The following is a 21,100-nucleotide window of genomic DNA, read 5'->3' as shown; positions in this document are numbered from 1 at the left end:
GGGTGAACTCCGCGTCACGAGTGGCCGGTTGCGGCAGGATGCGGGCGCATGGACGCCGTACGGGTCGCGCTGCTGCGCGAAGTGCTCGCCGGGACCGAGTGGCTGGGGGCCACGCGGAGATTCGCGGGGGTGCTGCGCGGGTCGGTGGTGGCGCACGGGGGCGGGCTGCTGCTGGTGGGCACGCCGGCGTACGAGCCGTGGCACCTGGCCGCGCACCTGGTGGACGAGGCCGCGTGGTCCGGGACGCCCGAACTGGCCCCGACCCTGGTGCGGCATCACGCCCGCCCCTGCGACCCGCCTCACCTGGCCGTCGGACCGGGCCGGATCGAGGCGGCGCGACGCGGTGAGACCCTGCTGGTCGTGGCCCCCGAGGAGCCCACGCCGCTGCTGGAGCGGGTCCACGACGCCCGCCGGGCCGGGGTGACGGTGCTGGCCCTCGGCGCGGACGCCGGCGAGCTCGCCGCCATGGCGCACGACACGCTGGCGGTGCCGAAGGGTGCGGAGCTGGACCTGGACACCGTCCAGCACCTGGTCAGCGCGGCGGCGGGCGAGAACGGCGGCTCGCCGCGGGCGCGGCGGGGATTCCGGGACAGGCTGGCACGGCTGACGGAGATCCTGACGGCACCGCCGCCCGCCCCCTGGTGACGTGACCGGGGACGCCGGGGACGCCGGGGAGGGGAAAAGCAGTTGCCCCGCCCCGCGCCGCAGCCGAACATGCCTCAGTGACCCGCGCCCTCCTCCCCGACCTGGCCCCCTGGAAGGCCTCCGCGGACTTCCGACGGCTGTGGACATCGGGGCTGATCAGCAACTTCGGCAGCTTCCTCACCTTCGTCGCGCTGCCGGTCCAGCTGAAGGACCTCACCGGCTCCGCGGCTGCCGTGGGCGCGATCGGGGCCGTGGAGCTGCTGCCGCTCATCGTCTGCGGCCTGTACGGCGGGGCCCTCGCGGACGCCCTGGACAAGCGGCGGCTCATCGTGTGGACGGAGGCGGGCCAAGGGCTGCTGAGCGCGGTCCTGTTGCTCGACGCCTTGCTCCCGCACCCCGTGGTGTGGCCGCTGTACGCCGTCGCCGCGCTCTCCTCCGCCCTGGTCTCCGTCCAGCGCCCCGCGCTCGACTCCCTGTGGCCCCGGATCGTCGCCCACGACGACATGCCCGCCGCGGCCTCGCTGAACTCGCTGCGCTGGACCGTCGGCGGGGTCGCGGGACCGGCGGTCGCGGGCGTGGTCGTCGCCTACGCGGGCCTGGGCTGGGCGTACGCCGCCGACCTGCTGACCTTCGCCGTCTCGCTGGCGTACATCGTGCGGATCGCCCCCTCCCCCGCCTCCCACGAGGCGTCGAAGCCGTCGCTGGGAGCGGTCCTGGAAGGCGCCCGGTACGCCTGGAGCCGCAAGGAACTCCTCGGCACCTACGTCGTCGACCTCGCCGCGATGTTCCTGGCCATGCCGCTCGCGATCCTGCCGTTCCTCGCCGACGAGCTGCACGCGGGCTGGGCGCTCGGCCTGATGTACGCCACCGTGCCGGCCGGGGCCATGCTGGTGAGCCTGACCGGCGGCTGGACCTCCCGGGTGCACCGGCACGGGCTGATGGTGCTGCTGTCGGCCACGGGCTGGGGCCTGGCGGTCGCGGCGGCCGGCGTCTGCGGGAACGTCTGGCTGGTCCTCGTCTTCCTGACCGTCGGCGGCGGCTTCGACATGGTCAGCGGGATCTTCCGGGCCGCCATGTGGAACCAGACGATCCCGGACGAGCTGCGCGGCCGGCTCGCCGGGATCGAGCTGCTGTCCTACTCGGTCGGCCCGCAGCTGGGCCAGGTCCGGGCGGGCGGCCTGGCCGCCTGGGCGGGCGTACGGGCCTCCGTCGTCGCCGGCGGGCTGGCGTGCGCGGGCGCGATGGGCCTGCTCGCGCTGTGCCTGCCGGGGCTGATGACGTACGACGCCCGGACCAACGAGCACGCGGTACGGATGCGCGAGCGGCGCGCCGCCGTCCGGGCGTGATCCCTCGGGTGGGCGACGCGGCCTCACTCGTCGTCGGCGTCGCCTCCCGCGGCGGCGTCGTGCCAGCGCGGGTCGTTCTCCCACTGGAGGTTGCGCTCGGCGGCGATATCCATCGCGCGCTGGGCCTCCTGGGGGGAGGTGTACGGCCCGAAGCGGTCCTTGCCCGGGCAGTCCGGGCCTTCCTCGACCTTCTTGTGCTCCAGGCAGTAGTACCACTCGCCCGGCTTGCCGACGGTGCGCTTCTTGAACAGGGCCATGGACAGCTCCTCTCGCCACCGACATGTTCCCCCATGTCCGCTCGATAGACTCACTGGCATGTCTGGCCAGTCGCTGCTCGTACCAGGGGAGCTGTCTCCCACCCGTCCGGTACCCGGAAACATCCGCCGCCCCGAGTACGTCGGCAAGCCCGCGCCGGCGCCGTACACCGGGCCGGAGGTGCAGACCCCGGAGACCATCGAGGCGATGCGGATCGCCGGCCGCATCGCCGCACAGGCGATGGAGGAGGCCGCGAAGGCCATCGCGCCCGGCGTGACCACGGACCAGCTGGACAAGGTCGCGCACGCGTACATGTGCGACCACGGCGCCTACCCCTCCACGCTCGGCTACCGCGGGTTCCCGAAGTCCCTGTGCACGTCGGTCAACGAGGTCATCTGCCACGGCATCCCGGACTCGACGGTCCTCAGGGACGGGGACATCGTCAATCTGGACGTGACCGCGTACATCGGCGGGGTGCACGGCGACAACAACGCGACCTACCTGGTCGGCGACGTGGACGAGGAGTCGCGGCTGCTGGTGGAGCGGACCCGGGAGTCCCTCACCCGCGCGATCAAGGCGGTCAAGCCGGGCCGTCAGATCAATGTCATCGGCCGGGTCATCGAGTCCTACGCCAAGCGGTTCGGGTACGGGGTGGTGCGGGACTTCACCGGCCACGGCATCAGCTCGGCGTTCCACTCGGGCCTGATCATCCCGCACTACGACAGCCCGCACGCGACGACGGTCATGCAGCCGGGCATGACGTTCACGATCGAGCCGATGCTGACGCTGGGCACCCACGAGTACGACATGTGGGAGGACGGCTGGACGGTCGTGACCAAGGACCGCAGGCGGACCGCGCAGTTCGAGCACACGCTGGTGGTGACGGAGACCGGCGCGGAGATCCTGACCCTGCCCTGACGCCGCGCCCGGCCTGGCCCGCTCTCTTCGGAGGGCGGGCTTTTCGCTGCCCGCTCGCCTCCCGGACGTTTTTGCCGACGTCTTGTCGGTAAAGTTACCGACAAGACGTCGGCAAACCGGGGAGTGGCCATGGAGTCGTTCTCGACCCTCATCCGCACCGCGTCCCACGAGGCGCACCGGGAGGCGGAGAGCTCGTCGTTCATGAGCGACCTGCTCGGCGGCCGGCTGGGCGTGGCCGCCTACGCGCGCTACACCGAGCAGCTGTGGTTCGTGTACGAGGCGCTGGAGAGCGGCGCCGGGCGGCTGGCGGCGGACCCGGTCGCGGGGCCGTTCGTCCGGCCCGAGCTGTTCCGGCTGGCCGCGCTGGAGCGGGACCTGGCGCATCTGCAGGGTCCCGCGTGGCGGGAGGGGCTGGACGCGCTGCCGGCCACGCGGGCGTACGCTGACCGGATCCGGGAGTGCGCCGAGCGCTGGCCCGGCGGTTACGTCGCCCACCACTACACCCGCTACCTGGGCGACCTGTCCGGCGGCCAGGTCATCCGGGACCGGGCCGAGCGGGCCTGGGGCCTGCCGAAGAAGGGCGACGGCGTCCGCTTCTACGTCTTCGAGGACATCTCCAACCCCGCCGCGTTCAAGCGGGGTTACCGGGAGCTGCTGGACGCGATACGGGCGGACGACCTGGAGAAGCAGCGGGTCGCGGCGGAATGCACGCGGGCGTTCGCCCTGAACACCGCCGTCTTCCGGGCCCTGGGCGAGGAGTTCCCGCTGAGCGCCTGACGCGCACGGACGACCGAGCGCCTCCGAGGGACGCGAGGCCGCGCTCAGCGCTCCAGGAACACCCGGCCGCCGATCTCCACCCAGCCGTGCGGCTGCGGGGCGGTCAGGATCTGGGAGCCCTGGCCCTGGGTGATGTTCAGGGCGCGGCCCAGCCGGTCGGTGAGGAGCAGCGCGGCGGCGCCGGTGGCCTCGTCCTCGTCGATGCCGTCGTCGCGTCCGGGGAAGGCGCGGGCGCGGACCCGGCCGGCCGCCTCGTCCTCCCAGGCCCAGGCGTAGAGCCACTCCCCCGGCGGCGGCACGTCGAGCGCGTCGACCTCGGCGGCGGTGGCGTACTGGCGCAGGGTGCGCGGCGGGGCCCACTCCGCCCGCGCCTCGATCCAGCTGAACTCGCCGTCCAGGCGGGCGCCGGCCACTCCGGCGGGGGTGACCAGCTCGGGCACGTCGAGCAGCCAGGCGGTGCCGACGCAGGGGTGACCGGCGAAGGGCAGCCGCAGGGTGGGCGTGTAGATGTCGATCACACCGCGCTCGGGGTCGTCCACGAACACGGTCTCACTGAAGCCCAGTTTGGCCGCAAGCGCCTGCCGATCGGCCCGCTCGGGCAGCACCGAGCCGTCGCGGACGACACCGAGTTCGTTGCCGTAACCGCCGTTCGGTCCGCAGAAGACACGGAGTACGTCGTAGTCAGTCACAGGGGAATTGAAACACCGCGGCGGCGGCGAGCGCGTCCCAGGCGGGGGCGCCGCCGGGGAGCGGGTGGGTGCCGGTCGGCACGACGGCGTACGGGAGTTCGGCGAGGGTGTCGCCATGGGCCTTCTCCAGGGCGGCCCGTTGGCGTCCGACGCCCGGCCCCGGCGGGCGCGCCGCGAGTCGCTCCATGTGGTACTCGTGCGCCTGGACGACCGTTTCGGCGCTTCGCCCCAGCGTGTCGGCGTCGGGCAGCCGCGTCAGCTGCACACACTCCGGTGTGCGCCCCTCCGCCAGCGCCGCCACCGCCCGGTCGTGGCCGTCGAGGAGGAGCCAGCCGTCGAGGAAGCTCACCCACCACAGCAGGACCGGGGCGATCGTGCGCTCACGGACGAGTCTGCGGTAGGCCTTGACCCGGCCGGAGTCCGGCGGCGACAGCGGGCGCAGCGGGACGACTCCGTGCCAGCCGCCGCCGCAGTACAGCCCGAGGCTGCCGCCCGGCCACTCGCGCACGAAGTCCTCGTCCCAGATGCCGGGCGGGAATCCGGTGCGCAGGGCCAGCTCCCAGCGCCCGTCGGTGAGCGGGGTCCCGGTCGCCTCCTCAAGCCTGCGCGCGTACTCGTGCGGCCAGTTGACGGCCGACCGCTGCCGTGCGGCACGCGGGGGCGGCAGCGGCGAGCGGTAGCCGTCGAGGCGGTGCAGGTGCAGGTCGGGACAGCAGGTGCCCACCGACCGGCCGAGCATCAGCGGTCGCCCGTCCTGGCGCAGCAGCAGCCTGCCGCCGTCCGCCGTCTCGAAGCGGAGCGGCGGCGGGCCCGGGCGGCCCCGGACGTCCAGCACCAGCCGGCCGGCTCCCAGCAACTCCCTGCGCGCGTTCCCCATGCCGGTCACCCTCCCATCGCCGCCCGCCGCCCCGCGAACTCTTCTGAGACCTGAATCACCACCCCGCTGGGTATGGGTGAGGTAAGCCTCAGGTAAGTTAGGCCAGCCTCACCACACCAGATCCGCCAGGAGCCCGCATGCGAGCCGTCCGACTGACCGTCACCGCCGCCACGACCGTGGCGGCCCTGACCGCCCTCTCGGCCTGCACCGCGAAGAGCGACGCCAAGGACGGCGACGCCATCCGGGTCACCGCCGCCGACTCGAAGTGCGACACGTCCGCCACGTCGGTCCCGGCCGGCCAGGTCACGCTGAAGATAGAGAACAAGGGCGCCAAGGCCACCGAGGTCGAGATCCTCTTCCCGGACGACCGCATCGTCTCCGAGAAGGAGAACATCGGGCCCGGCACCCGGTACACGCTGACCGCCGAGGTGAAGGCGGGGTCGTACGAGATCGCCTGCCGCCCCGGCATGAAGGGCCACGGCGTCCGGCAGAAGCTGACCGTGACCGGCTCCGGCACCGCGGCGGCCAAGCGCGACCCGAGGCTGGACCAGGCCGTCGCCGAGTACCGGCAGTACGCCCAGGACCAGGCCGACGAGACGCTGCCGCGGGTCGAGACCTTCGTGAAGGCGGTGAAGGACGGCGACCTGGAGGCCGCGAAGAAGGCCTACGGGCTCTCCCGCCTCGGCTGGGAGCGCACCGAGCCGGTCGCCGAGTCGTTCGGTGACATCGACCCGAAGGTCGACGTCCGCGAGGACGGCCTGGACGACGGCCAGAAGTGGACCGGCTGGCACCGGCTGGAGAAGGCCCTCTGGCAGGACAAGAAGATCGGCGCCGCGGAGAAGGGCCTCGCCGACCAGCTGGTGAAGGACCTCAAGGACTGGCAGGGCCGGGTCGGCAAGGCCGAGATCACCCCGACCTCCATGGCCAACGGCGCCAAGGAGCTGCTGGACGAGGTCGCCACCGGCAAGGTCACCGGTGAGGAGGACCGCTACGCGCACACCGACCTGGTCGACTTCAAGGGCAACGTCGAGGGCGCGCAGAAGGCGTACGAGCTGCTGAAGCCGGTCGCCGCGAAGAACGACCCGGCGCTGACCGCGGAACTGGACAAGCAGTTCGCCTCGCTGGACACGCTGCTCGACAAGTACCGCTCGGACAAGACGGGTTACGACTTCGTCTCCTACGACAAGGTCACCAAGGACCAGCGCAAGGAGCTGTCGGACGCGGTGAACGCGCTCGCCGAGCCGCTGTCCAAGCTCGCCGCCGCGGTGGTGAAGTGACCATGACCGACACCCACACCAACGGCAGCAGCAGCCCGTCGCGCCGTGCACTGATCGGCTGGGGCGGCGCCGGGCTCGCGCTCGGTGCCGCGGCGGCCGGCGGCGCGGTGGCGATGGCCAACGCCGGAAACGACGTGGACCCGGTGGCCGCCGAGGCGGGCGGCGCGGTGGCGTTCCACGGCGCCCACCAGGCCGGCATCGCCACCCCGGTGCAGGACCGGCTGCACTTCGCCGCGTTCGACGTGAAGACCGACGACCGCGCCGAGTTCGTGCGGATGCTGAAGGACTGGACGGCGGCGGCCCGGCGGATGACGGCGGGCGAGCCGGTCGGCGAGGGCGCGTACGGAGGGCTCGCCGAGGCCCCGCCGGACGACACCGGCGAGGCGCTCGGGCTCAAGCCGTCCCGGCTGACGCTGACGATCGGGTTCGGGCCTTCGCTGTTCGACAAGTTCGGTCTGAGGGACGAGCGGCCGGCGGCCCTGGTCGACCTGCCCAAGTTCCCCGGTGACAACCTGGACGGGGCCCGCACCGGCGGCGACCTGTGCGTCCAGGCCTGCGCGGACGACCCGCAGGTGGCCGTGCACGCCATCCGCAACCTCGCCCGCATCGGCTTCGGCAAGGTCGCCATCCGCTGGTCGCAGCTCGGCTTCGGCAAGACCTCGTCGACCACGCCGGACGCGCAGACCCCGCGCAACCTCATGGGCTTCAAGGACGGCACCCGCAACATCGCGGGCACCGAGACCGACCGGCTGAAGAAGTTCGTGTGGGTCGCCGACGGGGACGGGCCGCGCTGGATGACCGGAGGGTCCTACCTGGTCGCCCGGCGCATCCGGATGAACATCGAGACCTGGGACCGCACCTCCCTGCAGGAGCAGGAGGACGTGTTCGGGCGCGACAAGCGCGAGGGAGCGCCGGTCGGCAGGGCCAAGGAGCACGACAAGCCGTTCCTGAAGGCGATGAAGCCCGACGCGCACGTCCGGCTCGCGCATCCCGACTCCAACGACGGCATCACCATCCTGCGCCGCGGCTACTCCTTCACCGACGGCACCGACGGCCTCGGCCGCCTGGACGCCGGCCTGTTCTTCCTGGCCTACCAGCGGGACGTGCGCCAGGGGTTCATCCCGCTGCAGCGCAGGCTGTCCGCCCACGACGCGCTCAACGAGTACATCCAGCACGTGGGTTCGGCGGTCTTCGCGGTACCGCCCGGCGTCCGGGACGCCGGCGACTGGTGGGGCCGCACGCTGTTCTCGAAGGAGGCGTAGCCCGTGTTCTCCAACTACCTCATCGCCCTGCGCGAGGGCCTGGAGGCGTCGCTCGTCGTCTGCATCCTGATCGCCTACCTGGTCAAGACGGGACGCCGGGACGCCCTGAAGCCGGTCTGGATGGGGATCGGCACCGCGATCGCCATCGCGATGGGCTTCGGCTGCGCCCTCCAGTTCGGCTCCCAGGAGCTGACGTTCGAGGCGCAGGAGGCGCTCGGCGGCTCGCTGTCCGTCGTCGCCGTCGGCCTGGTGACCTGGATGGTGTTCTGGATGCGGCGCACCGCCCGGCACCTGAGGTCGGAGCTGCACGGCAAGCTGGACGCGGCCCTCGCCCTGGGCACGGGCGCGCTGGTCGCCACCGCGTTCCTGGCCGTCGGCCGGGAGGGCCTGGAGACCGCGCTGTTCGTGTGGGCGTCGGTGCACGCGGCGAGCGACGGTACGCCGCGTCCGCTGCTCGGGGTCGCCCTCGGCCTCGCCACGGCCGTCCTGCTCGGCTGGTTGTTCTACCGGGGCGCCCTGAAGATCAACCTGGCGAAGTTCTTCACCTGGACCGGCGGCATGCTGGTCGTGGTCGCGGCGGGCGTGCTGGCGTACGGCTTCCACGACCTGCAGGAGGCGGACTGGCTGCCCGGACTGACGCACCTGGCCTTCGACATCAGCGACACCATCCCGCCGGACAGCTGGTACGGCACTCTGCTGAAGGGCGTCCTCAACTTCCAGCCCGACCCGACGGTCCTCCAGGTCACGGTGTGGCTGCTGTACCTGATCCCGACGCTCACGATCTTCCTCGCCCCGGTAGGGTTCGCCTCCGGAAAGGGGAAGGTGAAGGGACCCGATGAGCAGGGATCGCAGCCCGCGCAGGCTCCGCAGGCGTGACCGGAACGCACTCATAGCGGCCTCGCTGACCGCTTTGTCGCTGACGGCGAGCGGGTGCGTGGTGGTGCACGGGGAGCGCGCGGTGCTCCCCGCCGCCACCCGCGCCGAGGCCGCCAAGGCGCTCACCGCGTTCACCACCGCGTACAACAAGGCCGACAAGGCCTACGACAGCTCCCTGGACGCGCCCTATCTCACCGGCCCGTTCGGCGACATCACCGCCGCACGGCTGAAGGCCGGGCACGCCAACAACCCGTCCGGCAACCCCCGGCACGTGCCGCTGAAGCTGTCGGACGTGAAGATCACGATCCCCCAGAAGGCCGGCTGGCCGCGCTGGTTCGTCGCCGACGCCCAGGGCAACAAGACCGGCAGGCAACGCTGGCTGATGGTGTTCACCCGCAACGACCTCGGCGAGCACTGGCGGGTGGCGTACGTGACCCTCGTGGCGCCCGGCGCCGTACCTGAGTTCAGGACGGACGACGACGGCTGGGCCGAGGCGGTACCGGCCGACTCCGCGCGGCTCGCCGTCGCGCCGGGGAAGCTCAGTGCGGACTACGCGGCGTACCTGAAGAAGGGCGGGAAGACCTTCGCCGACGGCAGGTACACCAGCGGCGAACGCGCGGACCGCGCCGGTCGGGCGCGCAAGCCGGGCCTGGTCACGCAGTTCATCGACCGCCCGCTGACCAGCGGCGACTACGCCCCGCTGGCGCTGCGCACGGCGGACGGCGGGGCGCTGGTGTTCTTCACCACGCACCACTACGAGAAACAGACCTCCGCCCCGGGCACCACCGTGCCGATCCCGAACAAGGACGTACGGGCCCTGACCGAGGGCGAGGTGAAGCAGTCCCTGACCCTGGAGTTCATGTCGGCGGAGATCGCCCTGGACCCGGCGGGAAGCGGCAGGGTGTCACTGCTGGGCCGGGTGCCTGGGCTCACTTCGGCACAAGGGGAGTGATCCGCGCCCCTCGGGCGCGGGGAACCGCGCGGGCAGCCACCACGAACCCGCCGCCGGGCGGCCCTTGCCCGCCGTCCCGTGCCGCGCTCAGTGCCGCAACGGCCAGGCCACGCCCTCGGCGCCGGTGAAGCGCGCGCACGCGTCGGTGAGCACCTCCAGCAGGCTCAGGGGGTCCGGCAGCGGGTGCTCCGGCCCCCGCGCCCAGCGCACCCGCTGATCGTCACCGGGCAGCCGCGCGGGTGGCACGAGCACGTACGACCCGCGGCAGTGCCAGCGCAGCCCGGGGTGCTCGTCCATGGTCTCGGGGTGGCAGTCCAGCTCGCACGGCCACCACTCGTCCTCGTCCTCGGGGGTGCCGCGGGTGAGGGTGAAGAACAGCATGCGGCCGTCGTCGCTCTCGGCGACCGGGCCGACCTCGACACCGGAGGAGAGCAGCCGCTCCAGGGCCTCCCGCCCGGCTTCCAGGGGGACGTCGAGCACGTCGTGGACCATGCCGGTGGCGGTGATGAAGTTGGCCTGCGGCTGGTGCCGGGCCCACCGCTCGATCTGGGCGCGGTCGGTGGTGGACTGGGTCTGCCACGCGAACGACACCGGGTGCCGGGCCGGGGTGGGACAGCCGACGCGGTCGCAGGAGCAGCGGTAGCCGGGGGCGGGGTGCGCGGCGGGGGCGAGCGGCAGTCCCGCCGCGGCGGCGGCGAGCAGCAGGGTCTCCCGCCCGTCGTCGGCGGCCTCCTTCGGGCGCCGTCCGAGCAGCCACCGGGAGAGTTTGCCCTGCCGGCCCGACCGGCCGCCGAACGTCGCGCTCATCTATCCCCTCGGTCTGGTGGTCGCCTCGCTGGTGTGCGGACAGTGTGCCTTATCGTCCCATCTTCATGCGCTTCGGGGTGGCTGGGAGGCGATTCCGTGCAACGCGTACTCGACGAGGGTGTCCGTGTAGTCGTACGAGATCGGCCCCGTGTGCTGCAGCCAGCGCTGCGCGAGCGGTGAGACGAACAGCTCCAGGGCGATACGGCAGTCGACGCCGGCCCGTACCTCCCCGGCCTCCTGCGCGGCGCGCAACCGGTCGACGTACAGCTGGAGCTGGGGTTCGAGGAGTTTGGTGACGAACTCGCGGCCGAGCGGCTCGTTGACGAGGCCCTCGGCGGCCAGCGCCCGGGAGGGCGCCTCGAAGCGCGGGTCGAGCAGCTGGTCCACCGTGAGCCGCAGCACGGCCTTGAGGTCGGCGGCGAGGTCCCCGGTGTCCGGGATGGCGTACGGCTCCTGGCCCGCTTCCTGTGCCGCCTGCCGGGAGAGGTCGAGGAACGCCTCCAGCAGGACGTCCGCCTTGGACGGCCACCAGCGGTAGATCGTCTGCTTGCCGACGCCGGCCCGGGCGGCGATCCCCTCGACGGTGGTCCTGGGATACCCGACCTCGCCGACGAGCGAGAGGGCGGCGGCGTAGATCGCTCTGCGGGACTTCTCGCTGCGGCGGGTGGCGTCGGGGGGCGGCTTGCTGACCATGCCCAGACGTTAACAAGTACGGCCATGCCCCCCGGGGCGGAGCGCTTACGCGGACGGCTCCTCGGGCGGCCACGTGTCGCCCCACTCGGTGTCCCGGGCCGCCTTGTACAGGGAGCCGTGGCGTTTGGTGACCGTCGTGCGCGACAGCCGTCCGCCGGCCTCGCACAGGTCCAGCAGCACCTGGCCCTTGCGGATCTGCGGGCGGCGGACCACCCGGGAGGGGGCCGGCCCGGCGGGCAGGCGGGTGGCGACGACGTACGAGAACTTCTCGTCCTCGTACGGCAGGGTGCCGCCCTTGACCTGGCGGTGCAGGGAGGAGCGGCTCACCCGGGCGGAGAAGTGGCACCAGTCCTTGCCGGGCTCGATGGGACAGGCGGCGCTGTGCGGACAGGGGGCGACGACGTGGAGTCCGGCGCGGACGAGGCGGTCGCGGGCCTCGATGACGCGGGCGTAACCGGCCGGGGTGCCGGCCTCCACGATCACCACGGCCTGCGCGGCGGCCGCGGCGGCGTCCACGAGCGCGGCGCGGTCGGGCTCGGACAGCTCGTTGAGGACGTACGACACCGTGACGAGGTCGGTGTCCGCCAGGGTGAGGTCGGCGCCGATCCGGGCGCGCTGCCAGCGGGCGTCCCGCAGGGCGGGGTTGGCGGCGGCGATCTCCCGGCCGAGGGCGAGCGCGGGCTCGGCCCAGTCCAGCACGGTGACGCCGCGCTCGCCGGGCCAGGTGGCGGTGACGGCCCAGGTGGCGGCGCCGGTGCCGCCGCCGACGTCGACATGGCTGCGGGGCGTCCAGTCGGGCGCGGTCGCCGCGAACGCCTCCAGCGCCGAGCGGACCGCTTCGAAGGTGGCGGGCATGCGGTAGGCGGCGTAGGCGGCCACGTCGGCGCGGTCGCGCAGGATCGGGGCGTGGGTGGGGGTCTGCCCCCGGTAGTTGGCGATCAGCCGTTCGACCGCTCCGGCGGCTTGCCTGGGCGGGAGTCCGTCGAGCAGCTCGGCGAGGCTCCTGCGCAGGGTTTCCGCCGGGGATACGGGGTCGTTCACCCGGTGATTCTAAGGCGCCCGGTGTGCTGGTACGGGCCTCAGATCACCGCTCTCGCCAGCCGGGTGGCCAGGGCCGCTCTCGGCCCGCTGTCCGGTGCCCTGCGCCGGGGATGCACCGTGTTGGCCAGCAGCACCAGGAACGTGTCCGTCCTGGGATCGAGGACCAGCGAGGTGCCGGTGAAGCCGGTGTGGCCCGCCGCCCCGTGGCCCGCCAGTTCGCCCATGAACCACGGCTGGTCGACGGCGAAGCCCAGCCCCGGCGGGGTCAGCAGCAGTTCCACGAAGTCGGGGCCGAGGATGCGGGCGGGCCCGTAGGAGCCGCCGGCGAGCAGGGTCCGGCAGAAGACCGCGAGGTCGCGGGCGGTGGAGAACAGGCCCGCGTGCCCGGCGACGCCGCCGAGCGCCCAGGCGTTCTCGTCGTGGACCACGCCTCGCAGCATCCCGCGGTCCGCCTTGGCCCACGGCCGCCGCTGGTCCTCGGTGGCGGCCGCGCCGGGGCAGGGCGCGAAGCCGGTGGCCGTCATGCCGAGGGGGCGGGTGATGCCGTCCTGGACGAGGACGTCGAGGGCACGGCCGGTGAGGCGTTCCAGGACGGCCTGGAGCAGGAGCATGTTCAGGTCGGAGTACCGGTAGCGGCCCGGCTCGCCGGTCGGGGCCTCGGCGCGCAGCAGGGCCAGCCGGGCGGCGTCGTCCGGGCAGTCGTACAGCGGCAGCTCGGGGCGCAGCCCGGAGGTGTGGGTGAGCAGCTGCCGCACGGTGGTGCCGTGGGCGGCCGCGGCGTGGAAGTCGGGCAGGTAGTCGCCGACCCGGGCGTCCATGCCGAGGGTGCCGCGCTCGATCTGCTGCACGGCGGCGACGGAGGTGAACAGCTTGGTGAGGGAGGCCAGGTCGAAGGGCGTGCCGACGGTGGCCGGGACCCGGGCGGCGGGCGGCAGTTCCACGCCGGTGTCGGTCTCGGGGTCGTAGGAGGCGTAGCGGACCGCCCAGCCCGACGCCTCGGCCACGGCGATCACGGGGCCGCGGCCGGCCAGCACGACGGCGCCGGCCGCCCAGGGGCGGTCGCCGGCGGTGAGGGCGTGCACCTCGCCGACCAGGTGCCCGAGCTCGACGGGGTCGAGCCCGGCCCGTTCAGGCGTGTCGGCGCGCAGTCTGGGTGCGCTCAGTTCCGCTCTCCCTCCGGCCCCGCACAGGTGTGCCGCACGTCTGTTCCACGTGTGCCCCAGGGACGGCACATTCCCACGAAGCAGGCCGCCGCGACCAGTGCTCCCGCCAGTTGGACCAGAGCCATCGGTACGGCGGTGTGCTCCCCGGCGACTCCGACGAGCGGTGAGGCGACCGCGCCGACGAGGAAGGAGGAGGTGCCGAGCAGCGCGGAGGCGGAGCCGGCGGCGTGCCGGGTGCGCAGCAGGGCCAGGGACTGGGCGTTGGGGAGCGTGATGCCCATGGCGGACATGAGGACGAAGAGTGCGGCGGCGACGGGGGCGAGCCCGACGTCGCCGAAGGCGCCGGTGGACATCAGCAGCAGGGCGGTCGCGGCGAGCACGATCACCGTCAGGCCGGTGGCGAGGACCTTGTCCAGGGCGATGCGGCCGACCAGCAGCTTGCCGTTGACCTGGCCGGCGGCCACCAGGCCGACCGAGTTGAGGCCGAACAGCAGACTGAACGTCTGCGGGGAGGCGCCGTAGATCTCCTGGACGACGAAGGGGGACGCGGATATGTAGGCGAACAGGGCGGCGAAGGCGAAGCCGCCGGCCAGCATGTAGCCGGTGAAGGGCGGGTCGGCGAGCAGTCCGCGCATCGCCCGCAGCGCTTCGCCGGCTCCCCCGCCGTGCCGTTCGGCGGGCGGCAGGGTCTCGGGCAGCCGCAGCCAGACGAGCGCGGCGAGCAGCACGCCGACCGCCGTGAGGACCACGAACACGCCCCGCCAGTCCGTCACCCGCAGGATCTGCCCGCCGATCAGCGGTGCCACGACCGGCGCGACCCCGGAGACCAGCATCAGGGTGGAGAAGAAGCGCGCCATGGCCACCCCGTCGTACAGGTCGCGTACGACGGCGCGGGCGATGACGATCCCGGCCGCGCCCGCGAGGCCCTGGGCGAGCCGGAAGGCGACCAGCGTCGCGACGTCCGGGGCCACCGCGCACAGGGCGGTCGCGAGGACGTAGACGGCGAGGCCGGTGAGCAGCGGGCGGCGGCGGCCCCAGCGGTCGCTCATCGGGCCGACGACCAGCTGCCCGAGCGCCATGCCCAGCAGGCAGGCGGTGAGGGTGAGCTGGACGGTGGCGGCGGGCGCGTGCAGGGAGGTGGTGACCTCGGGCAGGGACGGGAGGTACATGTCCATCGCGAGCGGGGGTGTCGCGGTGAGGCCGCCGAGGACGAGGGTGACGAGCAGGCCGGTGCGGCGGGTGGCGGTGGAGGTCCGGTCCGGGGTGGACGAGTGGTGGGTGTCCGGTGTCGGCGCCGCCGCGTGCTCGGGCATCTGTCCCCTCCCTTGATGGACCGACCGGCTGGGTGAAGCGGCCGGCTGGTGAAACGGCCGGCCCCCATGTTCTCAGCTCGCACAGACTGCCGGGGCACACACGAGCGAGGGCGGGGTGACGGCGGAGGCGGCCGGCCCGGGCGTCATCCCCGCCGAACCGTATGGCGGACAGTCGATTCCGCATGACGGATGTTCCGCCTACGCTGCGGAGCCATGACTGACAGGCAATCGAAGATCGCGGTGGTGACGGGCGCCGGTTCCGGCATCGGGCGGGCCGTCGCCGTGGAGCTGCTGCGCGCCGGCTGGTCGGTGGCGCTGGCCGGCCGGCGCACCGAGCCGCTGGAGGCGACGGCGGCACTGGCGCCCAAGGCCGCCGCGCTCGCCGTGCGCGCCGACGTGTCCCGCCCCGAGGACGTGGACGCGCTGTTCGCGGCGACGACGGACCGGTTCGGGCGGGTGGACCTGCTGTTCAACAACGCGGGGACCTTCGGGCCCGGCGGGGTCCCGGTCGAGGAGCTGTCCTACGACGCCTGGCGACACGTGGTGGACACCAACCTCAACGGGGCGTTCCTGTGCGCGCAGGCGGCGTACCGGCGGATGAAGGAGCAGGATCCGCAGGGCGGCCGGATCATCAACAACGGCTCCATCTCGGCCCACACACCCCGTCCGCACTCGGCCGCCTACACCGCGACCAAGCACGCGCTGACCGGCCTGACCAAGTCACTGTCGCTGGACGGGCGGCCGTACGGCATCGCGGTCGGGCAGATCGACATCGGCAACGCCGCCACCGACATGACGGCCCGGATGGAGACCGGCGCGCTCCAGGCGAACGGCGAGGTGGTCCCGGAGCCGGTGATGGACGTGGCCGATGTGGCCCGCACGGTGCGGCACATGGCCGAGCTGCCGCTGGCGGCGAACGTGCAGTTCGCGACGGTACTGGCGACGGCGATGCCGTACATCGGCCGGGGCTGAGGACGGGTCCGGGGCCCGGCCGGTCCCATTACCACAAACGGAATTCGAACATCCGCGGTATTGCGGCCGGTCGAGCCCATATGCTCAACTTTCCTCCACGATAGCTTCACAGTTGGAGCACGTGGATTCCATGGCCACATCAGAGGGGGGAGGCGGCGGCCGTTCCACCGGGCCGGAGTTGGGGGTGGACCTCGCGGGACGCGGGGTGCGCACCGGTCGGTGGAACGGCCGCCGCATGCTTCAGCGCCGGTGCCGGCCGCCCGGCTCCGGCACCTGAACGGCCTCCTGGGACACCTCGGCCGTCGCGGCCGCGGCGACGGCCCTGCGGCGCCGCTTCATCACCAGCGCCGTCGCCGCCGTCAGCAGCAGCGCCGTACCGGCCGCGCCCTCCACCAGCCGTCCGGTGGACGGTTTGGCGGGGCCCCGCCCGGGCGCGCCGGCCGCCGCCCGGGCCGCTTTGCGCGCGGGCGCCGGACCCGCGCTCGCCCCGCCCTCGCTGAGCGGATCCACCAGCGTGCCCACGGCCTGCGCCGAACGCCCGCCTCCGAAGCCCCAGTCGAGCAGCGCGGCGGTCTGCTCGTACACGGCGTTGCTGCCCTCGGCGGGGTGCATGACCGTCACCAGCAGGGTGCGCCCGCCGCGGGTGGCCGCGCCGGTGAAGGTGTTGCCGGCGTGGCTGGTGTAGCCGTTCTTGACGCCGATCAGGCCGTCGTACGTCCTCAGGCCCCATGCCCCGGTCAGCAGGCGGTCGGTGTTCTGGATCTGGAAGGTCTTCTTGCCGCCCGCCGGGAAGTCGGCGGTCCGCGTACCGCAGTAGCCGCGGAAGTCGGCGTCCTTCAGACCGTACCGGGCGAACAGCGTGAGGTCGTACGCCGAGGACGTCTGGCCGGGGTGGTCGAAGCCGTCGGGGCTGACCACATGGGTGTCCAGGGCCTGCAGGTCCTCGGCCTTGGCCTGCATCTCGGCGACGGTCTTGGCGATCCCGCCGTTCATGTGGGAGAGCACATGAACGGCGTCGTTGCCGGAGCGCAGGAACACGCCCTGCCACAGCTGGTCGACGCTGTAGGTGATGCCGGGCTTGATGCCGACCAGGCTGGAGCCGGCCGGGACGTCGGCGACATCGGCGTCCTTGACCGTGTACCGCTCGGCGCGGTCGAACTTCTTCAGCACCGTGTCCGCGAACAGCATCTTCAGCGTGGACGCGGGCGCGAGCCGCTGATGCGCATTGAACGAGGCGAGCACCTCTCCGCTGTCCTGGTCGGCGATCAGCCAGGAGCGGGCGGTGATCTTCTTGGGCAGGCCGGAGGCGCCGCGCACCTGGACGCCGGAGCGGGCCAGTTGCTCGCCCCCGATGACAGTGGAATCGACGGCGGCGGCCGCGGTGGCCGTGGACACGGGAAGGGCAGCGGCCGTCAGCCCGAGGACGGCACGCCTGCTGAGCCGGGAACATTCACGCACCCGGGGACCGTACACCGCGCCCAGCAGGGGATTCCTTCAGGGCGACCGGTACGGCGCGGAATTTGCCGCGTTATGAAAATCCGATGAGTTCCCCTGGTTTCCCAGGCCTTACAAAGATCGCGCTGTCCGCCCCCGTCTCCCCGACGACCATCCGGTCGACGTGGACCGAGGCCGCTTCTCCCGTCCGGCTAGGCCTGCCCGGTCTCGAAGCGGGAGATCCGTCCGTCGTCCTCGACGGTGAAGGTCCACCTGGTGCGCATCTCGCCCCAGGTGTCGTTGCGGTAGCGGGCGAGCAGGGCTCGGCCGCCGGCGGACTCGTTGTCGACCTCCATGTGGCCGTGGGAGGTGAAGATCTCCCGGTCGATCCAGTCGGCGAGATCGCGGTCGGAGCCGTCGTCCGCCATGGTCGCGCCCGGGGCGAGCAGCGCCATGAAGCCTTCCCGGTCATGCGAGTTGACGGCGTTCACGAAGGCCCGGACGGCCGGATCGCTGAGCTTGGCTGGCTGAATCGTCATGGCGCCAGGTTCACATCGGCGTCCCGGACCCGCCACCCGAACGCCCGCCACGGCGGGCCCGTCGGTGTGCGAGCTGCGACGGTGGAAACACGGGAGGAACCCGTCCGCCTGTCTGCATGGGAGTCACCGTGAGCTGTTACGACCGACGTGATCTGGGCCTGCTGCTGCTCCGGCTGGGGACCGGCGGAGTGCTGGCCGCGCACGGCGCGCAGAAGCTGTTCGGCTGGTTCGGCGGGCACGGTCTGGAGGGCACCGGCCAGTTCATGGAGTCCGTCGGCTACGCGCCCGGCAAGGCGAGCGCGACGGCGGCCGGGCTGGCGGAGGCCGGCGGCGGCACCCTGCTCGCCCTGGGCCTGGCGACCCCGGCGGCCGGCGCGGCGGCGGCCGGCGCGATGGCGGGGGCGGCGGCGGTCCACCTGCCCAACGGGTTCTTCGCCCAGGAGGGCGGCTACGAGTACGCGGCGAGCCTGGGTCTCGCGGCAGCGGGCCTGGCGGTCACGGGCCCCGGCCGGCTCTCCCTGGACCACGCCCTCGGCCATGTCTTCGACCGCGGCTGGATGGTCCCGGCGGCCCTCGGCGTCACGGCCGCGGCGACGGCGCTGGTCGTGGGCCTGCGCACCCAGCGGGTGCGGGCGCGGCGGGAGGGCGAGCAGGAGGTGCTGTTCGAGGAGTAGGGAGGGGTGGGCAGGGGTGGGCAGGGGTGGGCGAGGAACGGGGGTGGTCTTCGCGAGAGTGGCCGACGGCCGGTCCGGACGGCGTGGGACGCTGGCCGGCATGACCGATCAGGACACCCCCGCCGCTCTGTGGCCGACCCTCGACGACCTCTGGACCCGCCTGGAGTCCGCCCGCACGCACACCGGAACCGAGGGGCTCCTGCTCCGCCTCCTCAAGCTCTCCGAGGAGGTCGGCGAGGTCGCGGAGGCGGTCATCGGTACGACCGGCCAGAACCCGCGCAAGGGCGTCACCCACACCTGGGAGGACGTGCAGGGCGAGCTGTGCGATGTGGCGATCACGGCGCTGGTGGCCCTGCGGACGCTGACACCGGACGCGCAGGAGGTGTTCACCCGTCATCTGGCCCGCGTGGCCGCCCGCCGCTGAGCGGCCCGTGGGGGGGGGTGGGGCAGACGAGTCGGGCTGTACGCCGGGTTCTGTTCCCCGGTGCCCTCGCGGGCGCCGGGGCGACGGCCATCCATCTAGGGCCGGTGTTGCCACCGGCCTCGTGCGGTCTACCCGCGGACTCGGGCGGGCAGCCCTCGAACGTCCGCGCAGAAACACCGAGGTGTCTCCTTTTGACCTTGCTCCGGGTGGGGTTTACCTAGCTGCCCAGGTCACCCTGGGCACTGGTGGTCTCTTACACCACCGTTTCACCCTTACCGAGGACGAGGTCCCCGGCGGTCTGCTTTCTGTGGCACTGTCCCGCGGGTCACCCCGGGTGGCCGTTAGCCACCACCCTGCCCTGTGGAGCCCGGACGTTCCTCGGGAAGCCCCCTAGGGGGACTCCACGCGGCCGCCCGCCCGGCTCGTCTGCCGTGTCGACCATGGTACCGGGCGCCGGGGGCGGCGCGGACCGGCGGCCGTGGCCAGGACCGAGCCCGCCAGGATGAGGGCGAAGGCCACGAGGACGGTGGCGGTCAGCGGCTCGTGCAGGAAGACCGCGCCCGCGGCCACGGCCACCGCCGGATTGACGTAGGTGATCACCGTCGCCCGCGTCGGGCCCGCCTCCTTGATCAGCTCCAGGAACGCCACGAACGCCACCGCCGTGCAGAGCACGCCCAGGCCGGCCAGGGCCGCCAGGACGGTGGACGAGGGGACGGACGCCGGCCGGGCCACGATCGCCACCGGGGCGTAGACGACGGCCGCCAGGGTCAGACAGGCCGCCGTCAGGTGCAGGGACGGGACCTCCTTCAGCCGGCGCGCGGCTATCACCGGGGCGGTGGCGTACCCCAGGACCGTCAGCAGGACCTCGGCCAGGGAGCGGGCGTCGCCGCCGGTGAGATGGGGAAGGGTCAGGACCGTCACGCCGCCCAGGCCCAGTGCGAGGCCGGTGATGCGGCGGGCTCCGAGACGTTCCGTGTCACCCAGCGTGCGGGCGGCGACCAGTCCCACGATCGGCACGCCCGCGATCAGCAGACCGGCCGTCGAGCTGGACAGGTGCCGTTCGGCGTCGGTGAGCGTGAACCAGGGGACGATGATCTCCAGGCACGCGAAGGCCAGCAGGGGGCGCCAGTGGGTGCGTACGGTCCGGGGCAGGCCGCCCTGGCGCAGGGCGAAGGGGAGCAGCAGCACCGCGCCGAGCGCACAGCGGGTGAACACGACCACGGGCGGGGACACCTCGTCCACCGCCACCTTGATCATCAGATAGGGAACGCCCCAGATCACTCCCATGAGGGAGAACAGGAACCAGCCACGTGCAGTCATGCGGTGAGTCTCGGCCGCGCCCTCACGGGGTGTCTTGAACGCTGTTGCGGTACTGCGCCGGCGTCACCCCGAGCACGCGGCGGAACCAGCGGGTCAGATGCGCCTGGTCGGCGAAGCCGACGAGCGGGGCCACCTCGGCGGGGCGCAGTCCGGAGGCGAGCAGCGCGCGGGCCCGGGTCACCCGGTACTGGGCGAGCCAGGCGTAGGGAGGTATGCCCATGGTCGTGCGGAAGGCCCGCAGCAGCTGGTAGCGGGACAGTCCGAGCTCGGCGGCGAGGCCGGCGAGCGGGGGCGGTGCGGTGAGTTCGTCGGCGAGGCGGTCGCGGACCGTCAGCGCGATCGCGCCGGCGCCGGGGATCACGTCGGACGTGGGCCGGGCGGTGGAGTGGCGGCGGGCCAGGGCCGTCAGCAGCCACGGCAGGACGGACTCGGCCTCCAGCGGGTCCGGGCAGCTGGTGAGCTCGGTGTGGGAGCGGCGGAGCGCCATGGCCAGCTCGGGGTCGTCGAGGAGCGGTTCACGGAAGTACGGCAGCCCGCCGAGGATGCCGTCGGTCAGCAGCGACGGCTCGGCGTACAGGGCGCGGTAGGCGTAGCCGTCGGTGGCGTTGCCGGGGCCGCCGGTGTGCATCTCGCCGGGGTCGAGGACCACGATGGTGCCCGGTCCGGTGCGGATGTGGCCGCCCCGGTAGTCGATCACCTCGCAGCCGCCGACGCAGACGCCGACGGTGTACTCCTCGTGGGCGTGCGGAGCGTAGGTGTGCCGGCGGAAGTCCGCCGTCAGGAGGTCGAGCGGCGGCCCGCCGTGGCCCAGCCGGGCCCGCGTCCACCGCGCCTGTTCAGTCATTC

The 21,100-nt window shown here is 73.0% G+C and carries 22 protein-coding genes, 1 other RNA gene and 1 pseudogene; 11 read left to right on the top strand and 13 right to left on the bottom strand.

Features of this window, described 5'->3' with window-relative positions:
* Positions 1-48 precede the first annotated feature (48 nt).
* The gene (locus tag IE244_RS03965) at positions 49-645 is read left to right on the top strand and encodes a hypothetical protein (protein ID WP_191871181.1); all 597 of its coding nucleotides are present in this window, start codon (positions 49-51) and stop codon (positions 643-645) included.
* A gap of 77 nt (positions 646-722) precedes the next feature.
* Complete coding sequence (locus IE244_RS03960; protein ID WP_191871180.1) at positions 723-1,991, top strand: MFS transporter; 1,269 nt, start codon at positions 723-725, stop codon at positions 1,989-1,991.
* Positions 1,992-2,014: 23 nt separating this feature from the next.
* Here IE244_RS03960 and IE244_RS03955 read toward each other — a convergent pair whose 3' ends face one another.
* Entirely contained in the window at positions 2,015-2,248 is a 234-nt protein-coding gene (locus tag IE244_RS03955; RefSeq protein ID WP_191871179.1) for a hypothetical protein, read from the bottom strand.
* Positions 2,249-2,306: 58 nt separating this feature from the next.
* On the opposite strand from IE244_RS03955, the gene map reads away from it, so the two are divergent.
* Both map and IE244_RS03945 read left to right on the top strand, forming a co-directional pair.
* Complete coding sequence (gene map / locus IE244_RS03950) at positions 2,307-3,164, top strand: type I methionyl aminopeptidase (RefSeq protein WP_031171179.1); 858 nt, start codon at positions 2,307-2,309, stop codon at positions 3,162-3,164.
* A gap of 129 nt (positions 3,165-3,293) precedes the next feature.
* Positions 3,294-3,941 carry a biliverdin-producing heme oxygenase gene (locus tag IE244_RS03945; protein WP_191871178.1) on the top strand — a complete coding sequence of 216 codons (648 nt, stop codon included), beginning with the start codon at positions 3,294-3,296 and terminating at the stop codon, positions 3,939-3,941.
* Between the two features lie 44 nt (positions 3,942-3,985).
* Here the strand turns inward: IE244_RS03945 and IE244_RS03940 are convergent, their stop codons facing one another.
* Complete coding sequence (locus tag IE244_RS03940) at positions 3,986-4,630, bottom strand: PhzF family phenazine biosynthesis protein (protein WP_191871177.1); 645 nt, start codon at positions 4,628-4,630, stop codon at positions 3,986-3,988.
* Positions 4,623-5,507, bottom strand: a complete 885-nt coding sequence (locus IE244_RS03935; protein ID WP_191871176.1) for a hypothetical protein — start codon at positions 5,505-5,507, stop codon at positions 4,623-4,625. Before IE244_RS03935 ends, IE244_RS03940 begins: the two co-directional genes overlap by 8 nt.
* Before the next feature lie 137 nt (positions 5,508-5,644).
* On the opposite strand from IE244_RS03935, the gene efeO reads away from it, so the two are divergent.
* Genes efeO through IE244_RS03915 form a run of 4 tightly spaced genes read left to right on the top strand, consistent with a single transcriptional unit; the run spans position 5,645 to position 9,874 of the window.
* Positions 5,645-6,784: an iron uptake system protein EfeO gene (efeO, locus tag IE244_RS03930; RefSeq protein WP_191871175.1), complete on the top strand. Its 1,140-nt coding sequence runs from the start codon at positions 5,645-5,647 to the stop codon at positions 6,782-6,784.
* Positions 6,785-6,786: 2 nt separating this feature from the next.
* Positions 6,787-8,046 (top strand): iron uptake transporter deferrochelatase/peroxidase subunit, encoded by a 1,260-nt coding sequence (gene efeB / locus IE244_RS03925; RefSeq protein WP_191871174.1) that lies wholly within the window; start codon positions 6,787-6,789, stop codon positions 8,044-8,046.
* A gap of 3 nt (positions 8,047-8,049) precedes the next feature.
* On the top strand, positions 8,050-8,922 hold the full coding sequence (efeU, locus tag IE244_RS03920; RefSeq protein ID WP_191871173.1) for an iron uptake transporter permease EfeU: 873 nt from the start codon (positions 8,050-8,052) through the stop codon (positions 8,920-8,922).
* Positions 8,882-9,874 (top strand): SCO2278 family lipoprotein, encoded by a 993-nt coding sequence (locus IE244_RS03915; RefSeq protein ID WP_191871172.1) that lies wholly within the window; start codon positions 8,882-8,884, stop codon positions 9,872-9,874. Before efeU ends, IE244_RS03915 begins: the two co-directional genes overlap by 41 nt.
* 87 nt (positions 9,875-9,961) lie before the next feature.
* On the opposite strand, the gene IE244_RS03910 is transcribed toward IE244_RS03915, so the two are convergent.
* The 5 genes from IE244_RS03910 to IE244_RS03890 all read right to left on the bottom strand — a co-directional run bounded on the left by IE244_RS03910 (position 9,962) and on the right by IE244_RS03890 (position 14,891).
* A complete protein-coding gene (locus IE244_RS03910; protein WP_191871171.1) occupies positions 9,962-10,681 on the bottom strand; it encodes a bifunctional DNA primase/polymerase in 720 nt (239 codons plus the stop codon).
* Positions 10,682-10,744: 63 nt separating this feature from the next.
* On the bottom strand, positions 10,745-11,374 hold the full coding sequence (locus tag IE244_RS03905; protein ID WP_191871170.1) for a TetR/AcrR family transcriptional regulator: 630 nt from the start codon (positions 11,372-11,374) through the stop codon (positions 10,745-10,747).
* Positions 11,375-11,419: 45 nt separating this feature from the next.
* Positions 11,420-12,415, bottom strand: a complete 996-nt coding sequence (locus IE244_RS03900) for a small ribosomal subunit Rsm22 family protein (RefSeq protein WP_191871169.1) — start codon at positions 12,413-12,415, stop codon at positions 11,420-11,422.
* Between the two features lie 38 nt (positions 12,416-12,453).
* Positions 12,454-13,647 carry a serine hydrolase domain-containing protein gene (locus IE244_RS03895; RefSeq protein WP_373305702.1) on the bottom strand — a complete coding sequence of 398 codons (1,194 nt, stop codon included), beginning with the start codon at positions 13,645-13,647 and terminating at the stop codon, positions 12,454-12,456.
* A complete protein-coding gene (locus tag IE244_RS03890) occupies positions 13,575-14,891 on the bottom strand; it encodes a multidrug effflux MFS transporter (RefSeq protein WP_191871168.1) in 1,317 nt (438 codons plus the stop codon). Before IE244_RS03890 ends, IE244_RS03895 begins: the two co-directional genes overlap by 73 nt.
* Before the next feature lie 213 nt (positions 14,892-15,104).
* Here IE244_RS03890 and IE244_RS03885 point away from each other — a divergent pair, with 213 nt between their 5' ends.
* Positions 15,105-15,863, top strand: coding sequence for an SDR family oxidoreductase (locus tag IE244_RS03885; protein WP_191871167.1), 759 nt, complete (start codon positions 15,105-15,107; stop codon positions 15,861-15,863).
* Between the two features lie 240 nt (positions 15,864-16,103).
* Here IE244_RS03885 and IE244_RS03880 read toward each other — a convergent pair whose 3' ends face one another.
* Positions 16,104-17,321 (bottom strand): D-alanyl-D-alanine carboxypeptidase family protein, encoded by a 1,218-nt coding sequence (locus IE244_RS03880; RefSeq protein ID WP_191871166.1) that lies wholly within the window; start codon positions 17,319-17,321, stop codon positions 16,104-16,106.
* Positions 17,322-17,509: 188 nt separating this feature from the next.
* Positions 17,510-17,836: a nuclear transport factor 2 family protein gene (locus IE244_RS03875; RefSeq protein ID WP_191871165.1), complete on the bottom strand. Its 327-nt coding sequence runs from the start codon at positions 17,834-17,836 to the stop codon at positions 17,510-17,512.
* Between the two features lie 128 nt (positions 17,837-17,964).
* On the opposite strand from IE244_RS03875, the gene IE244_RS03870 reads away from it, so the two are divergent.
* Entirely contained in the window at positions 17,965-18,510 is a 546-nt protein-coding gene (locus IE244_RS03870) for a DoxX family membrane protein (RefSeq protein ID WP_191871164.1), read from the top strand.
* 100 nt (positions 18,511-18,610) lie between these two features.
* Complete coding sequence (locus tag IE244_RS03865; protein ID WP_191871163.1) at positions 18,611-18,934, top strand: MazG-like family protein; 324 nt, start codon at positions 18,611-18,613, stop codon at positions 18,932-18,934.
* A gap of 23 nt (positions 18,935-18,957) precedes the next feature.
* Here IE244_RS03865 and rnpB read toward each other — a convergent pair.
* The 3 genes and pseudogenes from rnpB to IE244_RS03845 all read right to left on the bottom strand — a co-directional run bounded on the left by rnpB (position 18,958) and on the right by IE244_RS03845 (position 21,098).
* Positions 18,958-19,359: RNase P RNA component class A (gene rnpB / locus IE244_RS03860), an RNA gene on the bottom strand.
* A gap of 115 nt (positions 19,360-19,474) precedes the next feature.
* Positions 19,475-20,191, bottom strand: a pseudogene (locus IE244_RS43110) (DMT family transporter); the annotation flags it as partial.
* Positions 20,192-20,276: 85 nt separating this feature from the next.
* The gene (locus IE244_RS03845) at positions 20,277-21,098 is read right to left on the bottom strand and encodes an AraC family transcriptional regulator (protein WP_191871161.1); all 822 of its coding nucleotides are present in this window, start codon (positions 21,096-21,098) and stop codon (positions 20,277-20,279) included.
* Positions 21,099-21,100 lie beyond the last annotated feature (2 nt).

The sequence above is a fragment of the Streptomyces filipinensis genome, from assembly GCF_014649495.1.
GTDB classification, from domain to species: Bacteria; Actinomycetota; Actinomycetes; order Streptomycetales; family Streptomycetaceae; genus Streptomyces; species Streptomyces filipinensis.
The sequence above is the reverse complement of the archived record's forward strand: the minus strand, read 5'-3'. Positions and strand labels throughout refer to the sequence as shown.